Source organism: Myxococcus sp. CA023 (genome assembly GCF_010998615.1).
Classification (GTDB): Bacteria; Myxococcota; Myxococcia; order Myxococcales; family Myxococcaceae; genus Myxococcus.
This window is the reverse complement of sequence record NZ_JAAEAH010000003.1, coordinates 144,349-164,177: the sequence shown is the minus strand read 5'-3', so window position 1 is coordinate 164,177 and position 19,829 is coordinate 144,349. Positions and strand designations below refer to the sequence as shown.

Sequence of the window (19,829 nt, the reverse complement as noted above, 5' to 3'; positions counted from 1 at the left end):
CGCCCCGGGTCCACGCCACGACTGGCGTGGCCCGTTCCGCCGCTGCCCCGTTCCTCGCTCTCAAATCTTCGCCAGCCGGTTCTCACCCAGACATGACCGCTGAATCCTTCGTCTTCCCCGTCTCCTTCGCGCAGCAGCGGCTGTGGTTCCTCCATCTGATGCAGCCGGAGAACCCGAGCTACCACATCGCTGGCGCGGTCCGGCTCGGCGGAACGCTCGACACGGCCGCGCTCCAGCGCGCCTTCGACGTCCTGGTGGAACGGCACGAATCGCTCCGCACCACCTTCGCGCAGGAAGAGGGCCAGCCGGTTCAGGTCGTCGCACCCGAAGGCACCGCGTCCTTCGCCATCACCGACCTTTCGTCATTGCCGCGGGACGGGCGCGAGGCGGAAGCACGGCGGCTCGCCACCGAGGAGATTCGCCAGCCCTTCGACCTGATGAAGGGCCCGCTGCTGCGCACGCGGCTGCTGCGGCTGGCGGACACCGACCACGTTCTGGTGCTGACGATGCACCACATCATCTCGGACGGGGCGTCGCTGGGCATCCTCATCCACGAGATGACGCAGCTCTACGGCGCGTTCATCGCCCAGCGAAAGCCGGAGCTGCCCGAGCTGCCCATCCAGTACGCGGACTACGCTGAGTGGCAGCGCGAGTGGATGGCGACGGAAGGCGCGCTCGACGCGCACGTGGCGTACTGGAAGCAGCAGCTCGCGGGCGCGCCCGTGTTGCAGCTCCCCACGGACCGTCCGCGCCCCGCCGTCCAGACGCAGCGCGGAGACGCCCTGCCCCTGCACTTGCCGACCGCGCTGGTGAAGGCGCTCCAGCAGGTGGGCCAGCGTGAGAACGCCACCCTCTTCATGACGGTGCTGGCCGCGTTCCAGGCCTTGCTGTCGCGCTACACGCACCAGACGGACATCCTGGTCGGCGCGCCGCAGAACAGCCGCAACCGGGTCCAGACGGAGCGCCTCATCGGCTTCTTCGTCAACACGCTGGTGCTGCGCGCGGACCTGTCCGGTAACCCGTCCTTCCGCGAGCTGCTCCAGCGCGTGCAGGAGGCGACGCTGGGCGCCTATGCGCACCAGGACATCCCGTTCGAGAAGCTGGTGGAGGCGGTGCAGCCCGCCCGCAACCTGGCCTACACGCCGCTGTTCCAGGCCGCGTTCAACTTCCAGGGGATGGCGGGCCAGGCGCTGGCCCTGCCCGGCGTCACCACCCAGCAGATGGACCTGCAGCCGGGGACGTCGAAGTTCGACGTGACGCTGGACCTCCAGGAGACCCCGGACGGCCTGCGCGGGTTCGTCGAGTACAACAGTGACCTCTTCGACCGCGCGACCATGGAGCGCTTCTCGGGGCACTTCCAGACGCTGCTCGCGGGCGTCGCGGCCAACGCGGAGCTGCGCCTGGACGCGCTGCCGTTGCTCACCTCACCCGAGCGGCACCAGCTCCTCGATGTCTGGCCCGCGCGGAGGTCCTTCCCGGGCACGGACACCTTGCACGGCCGCTTCGAGGCCCAAGTGCGCCAGCGCCCCGGCGCCATCGCCGTGGTCGCCGATGGAGAGCGCCTCACCTACGCGGAGCTGGACCGGCGGGCCAACCAGCTGGCCCATGCGCTGATCGCGCGCGGCGTCCAGCCCGAGGGATTGGTGGGCCTCTGCGTGAAGCGCTCCCTGGCCACGGTGGTGGGCATCCTCGGCATCCTGAAGGCGGGAGCCGCCTACGTGCCGCTCGACCCGACCTATCCCGCGGACCGTCTGTCCTTCATGGTGTCGGACAGCCGGATGTCGCTGGTGGTGACGCAGCGGCCCCTCATCGACCGCCTGCCCACCGAAGGCGCGGCGCTGCTCATCCTGGATGAAGCCGCCGAGGAACTGGCGCGGCAGCCCTCCCACGCGCCCGGACTCGTGACGACGCGGGAGCAGCTTGCGTACGTCATCTACACCTCGGGCTCCACCGGCTTGCCCAAGGGCTCCCTGCTTCCGCACGGCAACGTGATGCGCCTGTTCGAGGCGACGGAGCACTGGTTCCACTTCAACGAGAACGACGCGTGGACGCTGTTCCACTCGTACGCTTTCGACTTCTCCGTCTGGGAGCTCTGGGGCGCCCTGCTCTACGGCGGCCGGGTGGTGGTGGTGCCCTACCTCGTCTCGCGCTCACCGGATGCCTTCTTCCGCTTGCTGAGCGATGAGCGCGTCACGGTGCTGAACCAGACGCCCGCGGCCTTCCGTCAGCTCATCCAGGCCGAGGAGCGCCTTGGCGCGGAGGCGCCGCCCCTGTCGCTGCGCTACGTCGTATTTGGCGGCGAGGCCCTGGAGCCAGCCACGCTGGTGCCCTGGTTCCGCAAGCACGGGGACACCCAGCCGCGGCTCATCAACATGTACGGCATCACCGAGACGACGGTGCACGTCACCTACCGTCCCATGGATGCCGCCGAGGCGGAGCGCACGCAGCAGAGCCCCATTGGCGTCGCGATTCCCGACCTCCAGCTCTACGTGCTGGACGCGCGGATGGAGCCGGCGCCCATTGGCGTGGCGGGTGAAATCTTCGTCGGTGGCGCGGGCCTGGCACGTGGCTACCTGGGCCGGCCGCAGCTCACGGCGGAGCGCTTCGTCCCCCACCCGTTCAGCCGCGAGCCCGGTGCCCGGCTCTACCGCACGGGCGACCTGGCGCGCTTCACCGCGGACGGGCAGCTCGAGTACCTGGGCCGCATCGACCACCAGGTGAAGATTCGCGGCTTCCGCATCGAGCTGGGCGAAATCCAGACGGTGCTCAGCCTGCACCCGGCGGTGCGTGAGGCGCTGGTGCTCGTGCGTGAGGGCTCGCCCGGGAACAAGTCCCTGGTGGCCTACGTCGCGTCGTCCGAACAGCCTCCGCCCAGTGTCAACGAGCTGCGCCAGCATCTGCTCGGCAAGCTGCCGGACTACATGGTCCCCAGCGCCTTCGTGATGATGGAGCGCTTCCCGCTCACGGCGAACGGCAAGGTGGACCGCAAGGCCCTGCCGGAGCCCGAGGGCGCCCGCGCGAACCTGGCCGACCCGTACGTCGCGCCCCGGACGAAGGCGGAGGAAGCCCTCTGTGCCATCTGGGCGCAGGTGCTGGAAGTCCCGCGCGTGGGCATCCATGACAACTTCTTCGCGCTGGGAGGCGACTCCATCCTGAGCATCCAGGTGCTCACGCTGGCGCAGAAGCAGGACATCCGCTTCTCGTTGCAGCAGCTCTTCCAGCACCAGACGGTGGCGGAGCTGGCGGAGGCCGCCGGGAAGGCGGAGCCCGCGCGTGAGGTCTTCCCGCGCACCGAGCCCTTCAGCCTCATCTCCGCCGAGGACCGGGCGAAGGTGCCCAAAAGCGTGGAGGACGCCTACCCGCTGGCCCGCATCCAAGCCGGAATGCTCTTCCACATGGAGCTGGCGCCCACCTCGAACATCTACCACAACACGGACAGCTTCCATCTGCGCCTGAAGGCGCCGTTTGACGCCGCGCGCTTCGTGGAAGCCGTGCAGGTGGTGACGGCACGGCAGCCCGTGCTGCGGACGGCGTTCGACATGACGTCGTACAGCGAGCCGTTGCAGTTGGTGCACCGCGAGGCCCAGCTCTCCGTCGAGATCACCGACGTCCGCCACCTGTCCACCGAGGCGCAGGACGCCGATGTCCGCAAGCTGTTGGAGGACGAAAAGCAGCAACACTTCGACCTCGCGTGCCCTCCGCTGCTGCGCTTCTTCATCCACATCCGTGGTGAACGGGACTTCCAGTTCACGCTCACGGAGTGCCACGCCATCATCGACGGCTGGAGCCTCCACTCCACGTTGGTGGAGATGTTCAATCACTACTACGCGCTGGTGAACCACCAGGAGCCGCCGCGCTTCGAGCCGCTGAGCATCACCTACCGCGACTTCGTGGCCATGGAGCGGCAGGCCCTCGCGTCCGAGGACCACCAACGCTACTGGCGCGAGCTGCTGGAGGACGGACACGTCATGCGCGTGCCGCGCTGGCGCCGTCCACTGGCGGAGGGTGAGCCGCGCATCGCCACGGTGAAGGTGCCCATCTCCCCCGAAGTGGGCGAAGGCCTGAATGCCCTGACGCGGACCGCGGGCGTGCCATTCAAGAGTATCCTGCTCGCGTCGCACCTCAAGGTGATGAGCGTGCTGAGCGGCCAGGAGGACGTCATCACCGGCACGGGCGTCAACAGCCGCCCCGAGGAAGGCGATGGCTCGAAGCTGCGCGGCATCTTCCTCAACACGGTGCCCTTCCGCCTGAAGCTGGCCCCGGGCAGCTGGCTGTCGCTGGTCCGCGCAGCCTTCGACGCGGAGCGCGCGCTCTACCCGTACCGCCGTTACCCCATGGCGGAGATTCAGCGGCAGTGGGGCCGCGAGACGCTCTACGAAGTCATGTTCAACTACATGCACTTCCACGTCCTCCACGACATCGCGGGCACGCTCGCGGAGCTGGAGGCGCTGAGCACCATCCGCTCCGAGGGCACCAACGTCACCCTCGCCGTCCACTTCCAGACCGAGCCTCACACGCAGGAGCTCACGCTGGAGCTGGACTACAACGCCGTCGAGCTGGACCACGCCCAGGTGGAGCAGATTGGCGCGTGCTTCGCGCGCGTCCTCCACGCGCTGGCCTTCGAGGCCGAGGCCCCGCACCACACTTCCAGTCCGCTGCCCGCCGACGTGCAGCGCCGGATGCTGGTGGAGTGGAACGACACCGCCGCCGCGCTGCCCATGGAGCCCACGTTCCTCTCCCGCTTCGAGGCTCGCGCCGCCGCCACGCCGGATGCGCTCGCCGTGGTCGATGGCGAACGGACGCTGACGTACCGGGAGCTGGACACGCGCGCCAACCAGCTCGCGCATCATCTGCTGTCGTTGGGCGCGAGCCCGGAGCGCGTGGTGGCGCTCGGCATGGACCGCTCCGTCGAGTTGGTCACCAGCCTCCTGGCAACGCTCAAGGCCGGCGCGGCCTACCTGCCGCTGGACCCGAGCTACCCCGCCGAGCGCCTGGCCTACATGCTGTCCGATTCGCGCGCCGTGGTGCTGCTCACCACGAAGACGCAAGAGGCCACGTTCACGGGCGCCAGCGTTCCTCGGCTCCTGGTGGAACAGGAAGCGATCCGGCTGGCGACGTTGCCGACAGAGGCACCGATTTCGACCGCCTCTGGGGACTCCCTCGCGTACGTCATCTACACCTCGGGCTCCACGGGTCTGCCCAAGGGCACGTTGCTCACGCAGCGAGGGCTGCTCAACTACCTGACGTGGGCCCAGGACGCCTACGCGGTGAAGCCGGGCCAGGGCTCGCTGGTCCACACGTCCATCGCGTTCGACGCCACCATCACCAGCCTCCTCACGCCGCTGCTCGCGGGGGGAGCCGTTCACCTGGTGCCGTCGGGGCGGGAGGTGGAAGCGCTCGCGCTCGCGCTCCAGCAGCCGACAGGGCATGACCTGGTCAAGCTCACGCCGGCTCACCTCCAGGTGCTGTCCGGGCTGATGACGCCGGAGGCACTGTCGAAGCTGACTGGCACCTTCGTCGTGGGTGGCGAGGCCTTGCCGCCCTCCACCGTCGCCTTCTGGCGGAAGCACGCGCCCCAGGTCCGGCTCATCAACGAGTACGGCCCCACGGAGACGGTGGTCGGTTGCTCCACCCATGACGTCAGCGTGTGTGAGTTGCCCGACGGCATCGTCCCCATCGGCCGGCCCATCGCCAACACGGCGCTCTACGTCCTGGACGCGCGCATGCAACCAGTGCCCGTGGGTGTCTCAGGCGAGCTCTACATCGGAGGCACCGGCGTGGCGCGCGGCTACCTGGGCCGCCCCGCCCTCACGGCCGAGCGCTTCGTGCCGGACCCGTTCGGTCAGAGTCCGGGACAGCGCCTCTACCGCACGGGGGACCAGGCTCGCTTCCTGTCGGACGGCACGCTGGAGTTCCTCGGACGCCGCGATGGACAGGTGAAGCTGCGCGGCTATCGCATCGAGCTGGGCGAAATCGAAGCCACCATCCGCCAGCACGCGTCCGTGCGGGACACAGTCGTCATCGTGCGCGAAGACGTCCCTGGGGACCAGCGGCTGGCCGCCTACGTCATCCCGCACGCAGACACGGCAGCGGATACGGCCGGCGTGCGCGCCTTCCTCCAGCAGCGGCTGCCCGAGCACATGGTGCCCGCCGCCCTGGTCGCGCTGGAGGCCCTGCCACTCACGGCCAATGGCAAGGTGGACCGCAAGGCCCTGCCCGTCCCCGACGGCATGCTCTCCTCCGAGTCCCGCGCGACGCCGCGAAACGGCACCGAGGAGTTGATGGCCAGCATCTGGTCGGACGTGCTGCGCACGACCCAGACTGGCATCCACGACCACTTCTTCGACCTGGGCGGCCACTCGCTGCTGGCCACGCGCGTGGTGTCGCGGATTCGCGAGGCCTTCGGCGTGGAGCTGCCCATCGCCGCGCTCTTCGAGGCGCCTACCATCGCCACGCTGTCGGAGCGCGTCCAGGTGCTCCAGGCCCAGCAGGCCGGTGAAGCACCGCCCCCACCGCTCCAGCCCTCCTCTCGCGACGGCGAGCTGCCCCTGTCCTTCGCGCAGCAGCGGCTCTGGTTCCTGTACCAGATGGAGCCGGACAGCCCCTTCTACAACATGCCCGCCGTCATCCGGCTGACGGGCGCGTTGGACCCGGACACCGTGCAGCGCTGCCTGGAGGCGCTCATCCGCCGCCACGAGTCGCTGCGCACGACGTTCCGGATGAATGGCCAGACGCCCGTCCAGGTCATCCACCCGCCCGCGGCACCGAAGGTGGAGACTGTCGACCTGCGCGGCCTCCCACCCGAGCGACGTGAAGCCGAAGCGCGACGCCTGTCCGACGAAGATGCCCGCCGTCCCTTCGACCTGACTCGCGGCCCGCTCTGCCGGATGGGGCTCATCCAGTTGGATGACCAGGAACACCTGCTGCTGCTGACCCTGCACCACATCATCGCCGACGGTTGGTCGCTGTCCGTACTGGTCCGCGAGGTCGCCGAGCTCTACGGCGCCCTGTCCACGGGCCAGCCGCCGCCGCTGGCCGCCCTGCCCGTCCAGTATGCGGACTACGCGCGGTGGCAACGGGAATGGCTGTCAGGCCCCGTGCTGGAACGGCAGCTCGACTACTGGAAGCAGCGGCTCGCCGGGGCTCCGCCCAACCTGGACCTCCCCACCGACCGTCCACGGCCGCCCGTGCAGAGCTTCCGCGGCGCCACGCACCAGGGCGTGCTGCTGCCCGTGGACGCGGCCAAGGCGTTGCAAGCGCTCTGCCGGAAGGAGAGCGTCACCCCGTTCATGGCGGTGATGGCCGCCTTCCAGGCGCTGCTGCACCGGTACACCGGCGAGACGGACATCGTCGTTGGCACGGACATCGCCAACCGCAACCGCTCCGGCACCGAAGGGCTCATTGGCTTCTTCGTCAACCAGCTCGTCATGCGCGGCGACCTGAGTGGGGACCCCAGCTTCCGGGCCATGCTGGCACAGACGCGGCGGGTGGCGCTCGATGCCTACGCTCACCAGGACCTCCCCTTTGAGGAGTTGGTAAAGGCGCTCAACCCGGAGCGCGACCTCAGCTACTCGCCGCTGTTCCAGGTGAAGCTCATCCTCCAGAACGCACCATCCTCCGACCTCCACCTGGACGGGCTGACGCTGCGCGAGGAGACCAGCACCACCGGCGCCGCCAAGTTCGACATGACGTGGGTGGCCACGGAGACCGAGCAGGGCCTGGAGTGTCTGTGCGAGTACAGCACCGACCTGTTCGACGCGGCCACCATCGACCGGATGATGGGTAACCTGCGTGAGCTGCTCCTGGGCGCCATGGCCGTGCCAGACGAGCGCGTCTCCCGCCTCCCGCTGCTGTCCCAGGCGGAGCGGCAGCAGTCGCTGCTGGCATGGAACGACACTGCCACGCCCCGAAGCCCGGGCCTCTGCGTGCATCACGTCTTCGAGCAACAGGCGGCGCGGACGCCAGACGCGGTGGCTGTGTCCTTCGAGGGACAGCAGCTCACCTACCGCGAGTTGGACGCGCGGGCGAACCAGCTCGCTTGGCACCTGAAGGCGTCCGGCGTGGGCCCCGAGGTCCGCGTGGGCCTGTGCGTGGACCGCTCGCTGGAGCTGGTGGTGGGCATCCTTGGCATCCTCAAGGCCGGCGGCGCGTGGCTGCCGCTGGACCCGTCGTACCCCGTAGAGCGGCTGACGCTGATGATGCGCGACGCGGCCATCCCGGTGCTCGTCACGCAGGAGCACCTGGCGGATGAGCTTCCCGCGCTCGGGTTGCTGGTCTGCCTGGACACGGACTGGCCGCTCATCGCCAGCCAACCGCAGACGCCGCTCGCGGTGGAGATGTCCGAGGACAACCTCGCGTACATCATCTTCACGTCGGGCTCGACGGGTCGCCCCAAGGGCACGCTGCTGACGCACCGGGGCCTGTGCAACACGGCGCTGGCCGCCATCCAGGCCCACCGCGTCCACGAGAAGAGCCGCGTGCTTCAGTTCGCCGCCTTCGGCTTCGATGCGTCGGTGTGCGAGGTGTTCTCCACGCTGCTCGCGGGCGCGCAGCTCTGCCTTGCTCCCCGGGACGCCATCATGCCCGGCGCGCCGCTCCAGGGCCTGTTGACCGCGCAGGAGATAACAGGCGTCACGCTGACGCCGTCGGTGCTGGCGCAGTTGGAGCCGGAGACGTTGCCGAAGCTGGAGTCCGTCGTCTCCGCGGGCGAGGCCTGCTCGCCGGAGCTGGCGCGCCGGTGGCTGAAGTCCTGCCGCTTCATCAACGCGTACGGCCCCACCGAGGCGACCATCTGCGCATCGGTGGACGAAGCCGTGGACCCCGACCGGCTGGGCATCGGCCGTGCGTGGGCCAACGTCCGGCTCTACGTGCTGGATGGCCAGATGCAGCCGGTGCCCGTGGGCGTACCGGGTGAGCTGTTCATCGGCGGCGCGGGCGTCGCTCGCGGTTACCTGGGCCGGCCGGACCTGAGCGCCGAGCGCTTCGTGCCGGACCCGTTCGCGGTGGAGCCCGGAGGACGGCTGTACCGAACGGGAGACCGGGTGCGCTGGCTGGCCGAAGGGCGACTGGAGTTCCTGGACCGCCTGGACCACCAGGTGAAGCTACGTGGCTTCCGCATCGAGCTGGGCGAAATCGAAGCGGCGCTGGCCGAGCACCCGGAGGTGCAGGACGCCGCGGTGCTGGTGCGGGAGGAGGCACCGGGCCGCAAGCAACTGGTGGCCTACGTCGTCGCTGACGATGTGGAGCAGCCGCCCGAACAGGACGCCCTGCGCCGGGCCCTGGAGTCACGTCTGCCCGAGTACATGGTGCCGTCTGCCTTCATCATGCTGAAGGCCATGCCGCTGACTCCCAGCGGCAAGGTGGACCGCAAGGCCCTGCCCTCGCTGGTGCAGGAGCAGGTGAAGCGCGAGCACGTCCACGTCGCGCCCCGCAACCCGGTGGAGCAGACGCTGGCGGACATCTGGGCGACGGTGCTGTCCCGCGAGCGCGTCAGCATCCACGACAACTTCTTCGAGCTGGGTGGCGACTCCATCATCAGCATCCAGGTCATCGCGCGGGCGCTGGAGGCCGGGCTTCACATCAGCCCCCGTCAGTTCTTCCAGTACCAGACCATCGCCGCCTTGGCCCCCCACGTGGGTCAGGCCCAGGTCGTGGAGAGCGAGCAGGGACCAGTGACGGGCGCCGTCCCGCTCACGCCCATCCAGCACTGGTTCTTCGAGTGGCAGCTCCCGCACCTCCATCACTACAACCAGTCGCTGCTGCTGGGACTGCGTCAGCCCGTCGCCGCATCCGTTCTCCAGGACGCGCTGCGGGCCCTGGTCGCGCACCACGACGCGCTCCGCCTGCGCTTCGAACGGACCACCGATGGCTGGCGTCAGGAGAGCCTGGGGATCGACCACACCGTGACGCTGCGGGAGGTGGACCTGTCCGGACTGGACGAGGCCGCGCAGCGCGCCGCATTGGAGGAAGAAGGCCTGCGTGCCCAGGCGGGCTTCCGGCTGGAGGAGGCTCCGCTGGTGGCGGCCGTGCGCTTCCACCTGGGTCCGCAGCGTGGCGACCGGTTGCTGCTCGGCATCCACCACCTCGCGGTGGATGCCGTGTCCTGGCGCGTGCTGCTCATGGACCTGGAGACGGCGTGCCAGCAGCTCAGCCAGGGGCAGCCGGTGGCGCTGCCGCCGAAGACGACGTCCTTCCAAGCGTGGGCTCGCCGCTTGGAGTCCTTCGCGGCCAGCACGGAGCTGGAGCACGAGGCCGACTACTGGCTGAGCCAGGGTGAAGACACGGCGCCGCTCCCCGTTGACACCACCGACGGCGACAACTCATTGGCGTCCGCGCGCACGTTGACGGTGGCGTTGGAGGCCGAGGAGACCCGGCTCCTGCTTCAGGAGGTGCCGACGGCCTGGCGTGCCCGCATCGACGAGGTGCTGCTGACGGCGCTCGCGCAGGCACTCTCCACCTGGACGGGACAGCGCCGGCTGCGTGTCCAACTGGAAGGCCACGGCCGAGAGGACCTGTTCGACGACGTGGACCTGAGCCGCACCGTGGGCTGGTTTACCAGCGCCTACCCGGTGACGCTGGAGCTGCCCCGAGATGGCAGCGTGGGTGACGAACTCCGCGCCGTGCGTGATTCCCTGCGGCAGGTGCCGCGCAAGGGCCTGGGCTACGGGCTGGTGCGTTACCTGCGCCAGGACGCGCGAGGCGCGCAGCTCCGTGCGCAGCCGGAAGCGCCGGTGGCCTTCAACTACCTGGGCCAGCTCGACTCGGCCCTGCCCACCTCGTCGCTGCTGGCGCCCGCGGACGAGCCCTTCGGCGCGCAGCAGGGTGCGCTCGGCCAGCGGCGGCAGGTGCTGGAGGTGAATGCACACGTCCTGGGCGGCAAGCTGGAGGTGTCCTTCACCTACAGCGAGGCGCTGCACCAGCGCACCACCGTGGGTGCACTGGCGCAAGGCTACGTCCACGCGCTCCGGGCCCTGGTGGACCAGCGACGCGGCGAGGACGCGGCGAGGTTCTCCCCCGTGGACTTCCCGCTGGCGAAGGTGACGCAGGCCACGCTGAACGGCCTGATGCAGTCACACCCGGAGATGGAGGACCTCTACCCGCTGTCTCCCATGCAGCAGGGCATGCTCTTCCACGCCATGCTCGACCCGGACTCGGGGATGTACTTCGAGCGCGCGGCGTGGACGTTGGACGCGGACCTCAACCGCGAGGCGCTGCGCGAGGCCTGGCAGCAGGTGATGGCGCGCTACCCCATCCTCCGCACCAGCTTCGTGGGTGAGGAACTGGAAGCGCCGCTCCAACTCGTGAACCGCAAGTCCGTGCTGCCGTGGGAGGAGCAGGACTGGAGCCACCTGTCCGAGCCGGAGCAGCAGACCCGGCTGTCGGCCTGGATGGACGCGGACCGGGCGCGAGGCTTCAACTTGAAGCAGGCGCCGCTGATGCGCGTGGGTGTCCTGCGCCTGGGCGTTCGGACGTGGCGCGTGGTGTGGAGCTTCCACCACTTGCTGCTCGATGGTTGGAGCGTGGGCCGCGTCCTCAACGAAATGCTGGCCATCTACGACGCGCAGCTCCGTCAGCAGCCGGTGCGTCTGGAGCAGCCGCCGGTGTTCCGCGACTACATCGCCTGGCTCCAGAGCCGGGAGATTTCGCAGGCGGAGGCATGGTGGAAGCAGGCACTGCGAGGCTTCGGCGAACCCACGCCCCTCCCCGGTGAAACGGGAGGCCAGGCGCGCACCGCTGCGCAGGTCATGGGCGAGCGCAAGGTCCACCTGTCCGCCGACGTGACGGAGCAGCTCCGTGCCTTATCGCGGCGGCACCAGGTGACGCTCAGCACGCTGGTCCAGGCGGCCTGGGCCCTGGTGCTCGGACGTCACGCGGGCCAGGACGACGTCGTCTTCGGCGTCACCGTCGCGGGCCGACCGCCGGAGCTGCCGGGCGTGGAGCAGATGGTGGGCCTGTTCATCAACACGCTGCCGGCCCGCGTGTCGCTGCCGGCCCAGAGCAAGGTGGTGGACTGGCTGAAGGCGCTCCAGGCGTGGCAGGTGGAACGGGCTCCATTCGAGTACGCGCCGCTGGTGAAGGTCCAGGGCTGGAGCCCCGTTCCGCGTGGCACCCCGCTCTTCGAGAGCCTCGTCGTCTTCGAGAACTACCCCGTGGAGGACTCGGTGCGGCAGGGCGCGGGCGCGCTGGAGGTGCGCGATGTCATCGCCCAGGAGCGCACCAACTATCCGCTGACGCTCTCCGCCCATGCGGACAAGCAGCTGATGCTGAACCTGGACTTCGAGTCTCCGCGCCTCGGCGCGGAGGCCATGGAGCGGCTGCTGGAGCAGCTCCAGACGGTCCTGGTAGGAATCCTCGACGCGGAGGACAAGCACCTGTGGGAGCTGTCGCTGCTCACGCAGGAGGCCCGTCGCGAGGTGCTGTTCGACTGGAACGACACGCACGTGCCTGGACTGGGCGCGTGCCTCCACGAACTCTTCGAGGCACAGGCCCAGCGGACGCCGGACGCGGTCGCCGTGGTCGCGCCGGATGCGGGCTCGCTCACGTACGGCCAGCTCGAAGCGAAGGCGAACCAGCTCGCGCACCACCTGCGCTCCCGGGGCATTGGCTCCGAGGTGCTGGTGGGCGTGTGCCTGGAGCGGACGCCGGAGTTGCTGGTGGCACTGCTGGGCATCCTCAAGGCGGGCGGAGCCTACGTCCCGCTCGATCCCACCTACCCGGCCGAGCGACTGGCGCGCATGGCCACGGAAGCCCGGCTCTCCCTGCTGCTCACCCAGCAGTCCCTGGTGGAGACCTTCGTCAACCCGGAGGTGTCGCTCTACCTGCTGGACACGGAGGCACCAGCCCGCGCCGCGCTGCCCACCCAGGCCCCCACGCGGCTCACCACGCTGGACGGTCTGGCGTACGTCGTCTTCACCTCCGGCTCCACGGGCACGCCCAAGGGCGTGATGATCTCCCACCGGAGCTGGACCAATGCGTACCTCGGCTGGGAGCGGAGCTACGGGCTGCGGGAGCACTGCCGCAGCCACCTGCAGATGGCGAGCTTCTCCTTCGACGTGTTCGCGGGAGACCTGTCCCGAGCCCTGTGCTCGGGCGGCAAGCTGGTGCTCTGCCCGCGTGAGTGGCTGCTCGAACCGCCCCGCCTGCTCGCGCTGATGAAGGAACATGCCGTGGACTGCGCCGAGTTCGTCCCGGCCGTGCTGCGCGGACTGCTCCAGCACCTGGAGGAGACGGGCCAGTCGCTGGACTTCATGCGCGTGCTCGTGGCCGGCTCCGACGCCTGGTACGTGAACGAGTACCACCGGCTCCAGGCCGTCATCGGCGACGACACGCGGCTCATCAACTCGTATGGCGTCAGCGAGGCGACCATTGACAGCACGTGGTTCGAAAGCGGCGACCTGGGCCCCGGCGACACGCAGCTGGTCCCCATTGGCCGTCCCTTCGCCAACAACCGGCTCTACGTGCTGGACACGCACCAACAGCCGGTGCCGGCCGGCATCGCGGGCGAGCTCTTCATCGGCGGCGAGGGCGTGGCGCGCGGCTACTGCCACCGCCCCGACCTGACCGCGGAGCGCTTCGTCCCCGACCCGTTCGCCACCGAGCCTGGTGCGCGGCTCTACCGCACGGGAGACCGGGCGCGGTACCTGCTGGGAGGCGACCTGGAGTTCCTCGGCCGGGCGGACACGCAGGTGAAGCTGCGCGGCTTCCGCGTCGAGTTGGGCGAAATCGAGTCCGCGCTCGGCAAGCACCCGGCCGTCCAGGGCGCGGTGGTTCTGCTGCGCGAGGACCCGGGGACACCCCGCCGCCTCGTCGCCTACGTGGTGGGCCCGGACATCCGCGACACGGCGGTGCTCCGCGACCACCTGAGAGAGAGACTGCCCGACTACATGGTGCCGGCCGTCTTCGTGCGCCTGGAGGCCATCCCCCTCAGCCCGAACGGCAAGGTGGACCGCAAGGCCTTCCCTGCGCCGGACGCAACTCAGCGCACGGGCGAGCAGCGGCTCGTCGAACCGCGTTCGGAGACGGAGTCGAGCCTGCTCACGCTCTGGAAGGACGTGCTGGGCCAGTCGTCGCTAGGCGTCACGGACGACTTCTTCGACGTGGGCGGGCACTCGCTGCTGGCCACGCAGATCATCTCGCGCACCAACGCGATGTTCCAGGTGACGCTGCCGCTGCGCGCCCTCTTCGAGCACCCCACCATCGCGGGGATGGCCGAGCAGGTGGTGCTCGCGCAGTTGGAAGGCGTGGACGAAGCCGCGCTGGCCTCCGCCATGGAGGAAGTCGGCGACCTTTCGGACGCGGACCTGGAGAAGCTCCTGGAGGGGACGAATGAGTGACCTGCTCAAGAAGCTCGCGGGCCTCTCCCCGGAGAAGCGCGAGGCGGTGCTCAAGAAGCTGCGACAGCAGAACGTGGTCGCCGCGCCGAAGGAAGAGGCACGCACGCCCGGCATCCCGCGCGTCTCTCGGGAGCAGCCGCTTCCTCTCTCCTTCCCGCAACGCCGGCTCTGGTTCCTGGACCAGTTCGAGCCCGGGACGCCCGCCTACAACATCCCGGAGTTCGTGCGCCTCACCGGGCCGCTCCACGTCCCCTCCCTGGAGCGTGCGCTGAACGAGGTCATCCGGCGCCACGAGGTACTGCGCACGACCTTCGTCGCGAAGGACGGCGACCCCCAGCAGCGCATCCTCCCGGAGCTGATGCTGTCGCTGGGCGTGCTGGACCTGAGCTACCTGCCAGGCACCCAGCGCGAGCCCCTGTGCGAGGATCTGGCGCTTCAGCTCGCGGGGACGTCCTTCGACCTCGCGGCGGGGCCGCTGCTCCACGCGAGGCTGGTGCGCATGGACGACGAGGACCACGTCCTCCTGCTCGTCGTGCACCACATCGTGTCGGACGGCTGGTCCACCGGCATCTTCGTCCAGGAACTGACGGCGCTTTATGCCGCCTTCTCTCAGGACAAGCCGTCACCGCTGCCGGAGCTCCCGCTCCAGTACGCGGACTTCGCGGCGTGGCAGCAGCAATGGATGCAGGGCGACGTGCTGGCGTCGCAGCTCGACTACTGGCGCCAGCATCTCGAAGGGAGCGACAGCGCGCTCAAGTTGCCCACCGACAGGCCGCGCCCGCGCGTGCGCACCTACGCGGGTGGCAAGCGGAGCTTCCAGGTCGCCCCTGACGTAGCCCAGCAGTTGAAGACGCTGGGGACTCAGGAGAAGGCGTCGCTCTACATGGTGCTGCTGGCGGCGCTCCAGGCGCTGCTCCACCGCTACACGCGCGAGCCGCGCATCAGCGTCGGCACGTACATCGCGAACCGGAACCGGACGGAGGTGGAACCGCTCATCGGCTTCTTCCTCAACACGCTCGTCATGCGCACGGGGCTCGAAGGCAATCCCACCTTCCGGGAGCTACTGCGGCGCGTGGTGGATGTGACGCTGGGGGCTTACGGGCACCAGGACATTCCCTTCGAGAAGCTGCTGGAGGAGCTGGCGCCGTCGCGCGACACCAGCCACTCCCCCTTCTTCCAGGTGATGCTGGTGCTCCAGAACACGCCCACGCCCCCAGCCGAGCTGGGCGCGCTGCGCATGGAATCCTTCAGCGTCTCCGGTGAAGCCTTCGCGCAGTTCGACCTGACGCTGTGGTTCTCCGAGGAGGCCGGCGGCCTTCAAGGCATCTGGGAGTACAACCGAGACCTCTTCGACGCCTCCACCGTCGAGCGGATGGTCGCCCACTTCCAGACACTGCTCGCGGGCATCGCCGCGAACCCGGCACAGCGGCTCATCGAGCTGCCGGTGCTTCCGGCGAATGAGCGTCAGCGCATCCTGCGCGACTGGAACCAGGCCCGGCTCGACGTGCCACCGGGCACGTGCATCCATCACCTCATCGAGGCGCACGCAGCGCGCACACCCGACGCCATCGCCGTCACCGACCCCGAACGCCGGCTCACCTACGCACAGCTGAACGCGAAGGCCAACCAACTGGCGCACCACCTGCGCTCCGTGGGCGTGGGGCCCGAGCGAATCACCGGCGTCTTCCTGGACCGCTCCGTGGACATGGTCGTCGCGGTGCTCGCCGTGCTCAAGGCGGGCGGCGCCTACGTACCTCTGGACCCGTCTTATCCCCCGGAGCGGACGGCTCTGATGCTCGCGGACAGCCGGCCCGCGGTGCTCATCACCCGCCAGGGACTGGCGTCCCTCCTGTCCGCGCCGCGGCTACCCGTGGTGGCCATCGACTCGGACGCGGACGCCATCACCGCGATGCCCACGACGACGCCCGAGGGCGGCGCGAGCCCGGAGCACCTCGCCTACGTCGTCTACACGTCAGGTTCCACGGGCCGCCCCAAGGGCGTGATGATTTCGCACCGGAGCTTCGCCAACGCCTACCTCGCCTGGGAGCGCGACTACCGGCTGCCCGAGCTGCGCGCCCACCTCCAGATGGCGAGCTTCTCCTTCGACGTGTTCTCCGGCGACCTCGCCCGGGCGCTCGGCTCAGGGAAGACGCTGGTCCTGTGCCCGCGTGAATGGCTGCTCGAGCCCGAAAAGCTCTACAGCTTGATGCAGCGAGAGCAGGTGGACAGCGGCGAGTTCGTCCCCGCCGTGGTCCGGCTGCTGATGGGGTACCTCCAGGAGCACGACCTCCGGCTGGACTTCATGCGCCTGCTCATCGTCGGCTCGGACACCTGGGATATGCGCGAGTACCACCAGCTCCGCGGCCTATGCGGACCGGACACGCGGCTGGTGAGTTCCTACGGCCTGAGCGAAGCCACCATCGACAGCACGTACTTCGAACAGCCCGAGCCCACGCCCAGCGAGCAGATCGTCCCCATTGGCCGGCCCTTCGCCAACACCCAGATGTACCTGCTGGACAGCGCGATGCAGCCGGTGCCCATCGGCATTCCGGGAGAACTCTTCGTGGGCGGCGACGGGCTCGCGCGTGGCTACTGGGGCCAGTCGAACCTGACCGCCGAGCGCTTCGTGCCCAATCCCTTCAGTGCCACACCGGGCGCCCGCCTGTACCGCACGGGCGACCTGGCCCGCTACACGGAGGACGGCACCCTCGCCTTCATCGGCCGCAACGACACGCAGGTGAAGATTCGCGGCCACCGCATCGAACTGGATGAAATCAAGGCGAAGCTGCTGGAGCACTCCGCGGTCCAGGCCGTGGAGCTGCTCGTCCACGAGGACGCTGGCAACAAGCAGCTCGTCGCCTACCTCACGCTCACGACGCCAGACATGGCCACGGCCGATGACTTGCGGCAGCACCTCAAGAAGCACCTGCCGCCGTACATGGTGCCCGCGGCCTTCGTCATCCTGGCCGCCTTCCCGCTCACCCCCAACGGCAAGGTGGACCGCAAGGCCCTGCCCGCGCCAGAGAGCGTCCGCCGCGACGCGCAGGACGGCTTCGTCGCTCCGCGCGACGAGGTGGAGACCCGGCTCGCGGCCATCTGGGAGGAGCTGCTGGCAGTGCGCCCCATCGGCGTGCACGACAACTTCTTCGACCAGGGCGGCCATTCACTGCTGGCCGTCCGGCTGATGGTGCGAATCCGTGAGCAATTCGGCCGCGCCCTTCCGCTGTCGGTCCTCTTCCAGAACCCCGCGCTGGAGCAGCTCGCCAAGGCGCTTCACGAAGAGACGTCGCCCGCGCCATGGTCGCCACTGGTGACGCTCCAGCCGGGATCCAACCGCCCCGCCCTGTTCTGCGTCCCGGGCGCCGGTGGAAACGCCGTCTACCTTCGCGATCTGGCCCAGGCACTGGGCCCCACCCTACCGGTGCATGCCTTCCAGGCACGCGGGCTGGATGGACGCGCGGAGCCGCACCACTCCGTTGAGGAGATGGCCGCGTGCTACATCGAAGCGCTCAAGCACGTGCAACCGCAGGGGCCATACCACCTGCTGGGCCACTCCTTCGGTAGCTGGGTCGCCTTCGAGATGGCGCAGCAGCTCCGGAAGCAGGGCGAGTCGATTGCCTTCCTGGGCATCCTCAACACCACCGTCCCGGTGAACGAGGCCCCGCCGAGCGAGGCGCCCCCATTCGACGACGCGGACTGGATGGCCTCCGTCGCGAGCACGGCGGGCCGCCTCTACGGCGTGGACCTGGGCATCTCCGCCGAGGCACTCCGCCCGCTGTCTGCCGAAGCGCGCCGCGAGCACCTGACGCGCAGGCTGGTCCAGGCGGGACTCCTCCCCGACGGCGCGGACAGCCAGCAGGTCCAAGGGTTCATCGACGTCTACAAGGCCGCGTACGAGATTGATTACGTCCCCCGGGACACGCTCCCCATTCCCGTCGCCCTCTTCCGGGCCCAGGAGCGGCACGAGGAAGACGGCATCGTCCCCGAGTCCTTCGCGGACGACCCGAGCTGGGGCTGGGGCCGCCACGCCTCCACGGCCGTCACGCCCGTGACGGTGCCAGGAGACCACATGACGATGCTGGCCGCGCCGCACGTCCAGGTGCTGGCGGAGCTCGTGCGCCAGGGCCTCGTCCGGGCCGGAGCCATTCGATGACGGCGGCGCCGTCCTTCCCCATGAAGTCCGCCGTCGTCATCTGGCTGGGACAGGTCCTGTCACTGCTGGGCTCGGGGCTGACGAGCTTCGCGCTCGGCGTCTGGACGTACAAGACGACGGGCGACGTGACGCAGTACGCGCTGGTCATGCTCTCCGCGACGCTGCCCGCCATCCTGCTCGGGCCGGTGGCCGGAGCGCTCGTGGACCGCTGGAACCGCCGCTGGGTGCTGGTGCTCAGCGACGCGGCCGCCGGACTGTCGAGCCTCGTGCTGGCGCTGTTGCTGTTCAATGGCTTGCTCCAACCCTGGCACGCCTACGTCACGACCGCCGTGGTGTCGACGGCCAGCGCGTTCCAGCAGCCGGCCTTCGCCGTGCTCGTCTCCACGGTGGTGCCACCGCAGCATCTGGGGCGGGCCAACGGATTGGTGCAGGTCGGGCTCGCGTTCTCCCAACTGGTGGCCCCCATGTTGAGCGCCACCCTGATGGAGCTCATTGAACTCAAGGGCATCCTGCTCATCGACGCGACGACGCTCGTGCTCGGCGCGCTGCCCCTGCTCCTGGCGCGAATCCCCCGGGAGCACCTCGTGTCGTCGTCCGGCGAAGAGAGGGTGCCGCTGCTCGAGTCGATTCGGGCTGGCGGTGCATACCTGCGCGCCACCCCAGGACTCCTGGCGCTCATTGGCTTCCTCGCGGCCAGCAACTTCCTGACCGGCACGGTCGAGGTCCTCGTCACCCCGCTGGTCCTGTCCTTCGCGGACGTGCGCACCCTGGGCGCGCTCACCACCGCGGGTGGCGTGGGCATGTTGGCGGGCAGCTTGGTCATCAGCGCCTGGGGCGGCCCCAAGCGACTGGTGAATGGCTTGCTCGGGTTCCAGCTCACCTGTGGACTCGCGCTCATCTGCGTCGGGCTGGCCACCTCCGTTCCCGTGCTGGCCGGTGTCGCCTTCGCGTTCTTCTTCGGCCTCCCCATCATCAACGGCTCCAGCCAGACCCTCCTCCAGCGCATCGTGCCCCTGGCGCTGCGCGGCCGTGTCTTCGCTTTCACCAGCACCATCACCGGGGCCATGTTGCCGCTGGCGTACACGATCGCCGGGCCGCTGGCGGACCACGTTTTCGAACCCGCCATGGCCTCGGGAGGAAAGCTCGTCCCCCTGCTGGGTGCGTTCGTCGGCGAGGGCCCGGGCCGCGGCATCGCCTTGATGTTCCTCATCGCGGGCGTGCTGGCGGTCCTCATGACGCTGCTGTCCACGCTCTACCGCCCGCTGCGTGAGCTGGAGGCCCCCCCTCAGGCCGCGCCTTCCGTCGAACCCGCGGCGAGCCCCTGAACCCTCCCCTCTTCCCAC

Annotated in this window: 3 protein-coding genes; all 3 read left to right on the top strand. The window is 69.4% G+C overall.

All coding sequences use genetic code 11. The features are described from left to right. Nucleotides 1-92: 92 nt before the first annotated feature. From F8M74_RS01765 to F8M74_RS01755, 3 genes are read left to right on the top strand one after another with little or no spacing between them, the layout of a single operon-like run. Nucleotides 93-14,333 (top strand): non-ribosomal peptide synthase/polyketide synthase, encoded by a 14,241-nt coding sequence (locus F8M74_RS01765; protein WP_141252770.1) that lies wholly within the window; start codon nt 93-95, stop codon nt 14,331-14,333. After that, on the top strand, nt 14,326-18,486 hold the full coding sequence (locus F8M74_RS01760; protein ID WP_141252771.1) for an amino acid adenylation domain-containing protein: 4,161 nt from the start codon (nt 14,326-14,328) through the stop codon (nt 18,484-18,486). Before F8M74_RS01765 ends, F8M74_RS01760 begins: the two co-directional genes overlap by 8 nt. Then, nucleotides 18,483-19,811: an MFS transporter gene (locus tag F8M74_RS01755; RefSeq protein WP_141252772.1), complete on the top strand. Its 1,329-nt coding sequence runs from the start codon at nt 18,483-18,485 to the stop codon at nt 19,809-19,811. Before F8M74_RS01760 ends, F8M74_RS01755 begins: the two co-directional genes overlap by 4 nt. Nucleotides 19,812-19,829 lie beyond the last annotated feature (18 nt).

Bases quoted from the DNA above. Each gene is read 5' to 3' on its own strand.
- F8M74_RS01765 (WP_141252770.1), top strand. From the start codon at position 93: ATGACCGCTGAATCCTTCGTCTTCCCCGTCTCCTTCGCGCAGCAGCGG.
- F8M74_RS01760 (WP_141252771.1), top strand. From the start codon at position 14,326: ATGAGTGACCTGCTCAAGAAGCTCGCGGGCCTCTCCCCGGAGAAGCGC.
- F8M74_RS01755 (WP_141252772.1), top strand. From the start codon at position 18,483: ATGACGGCGGCGCCGTCCTTCCCCATGAAGTCCGCCGTCGTCATCTGG.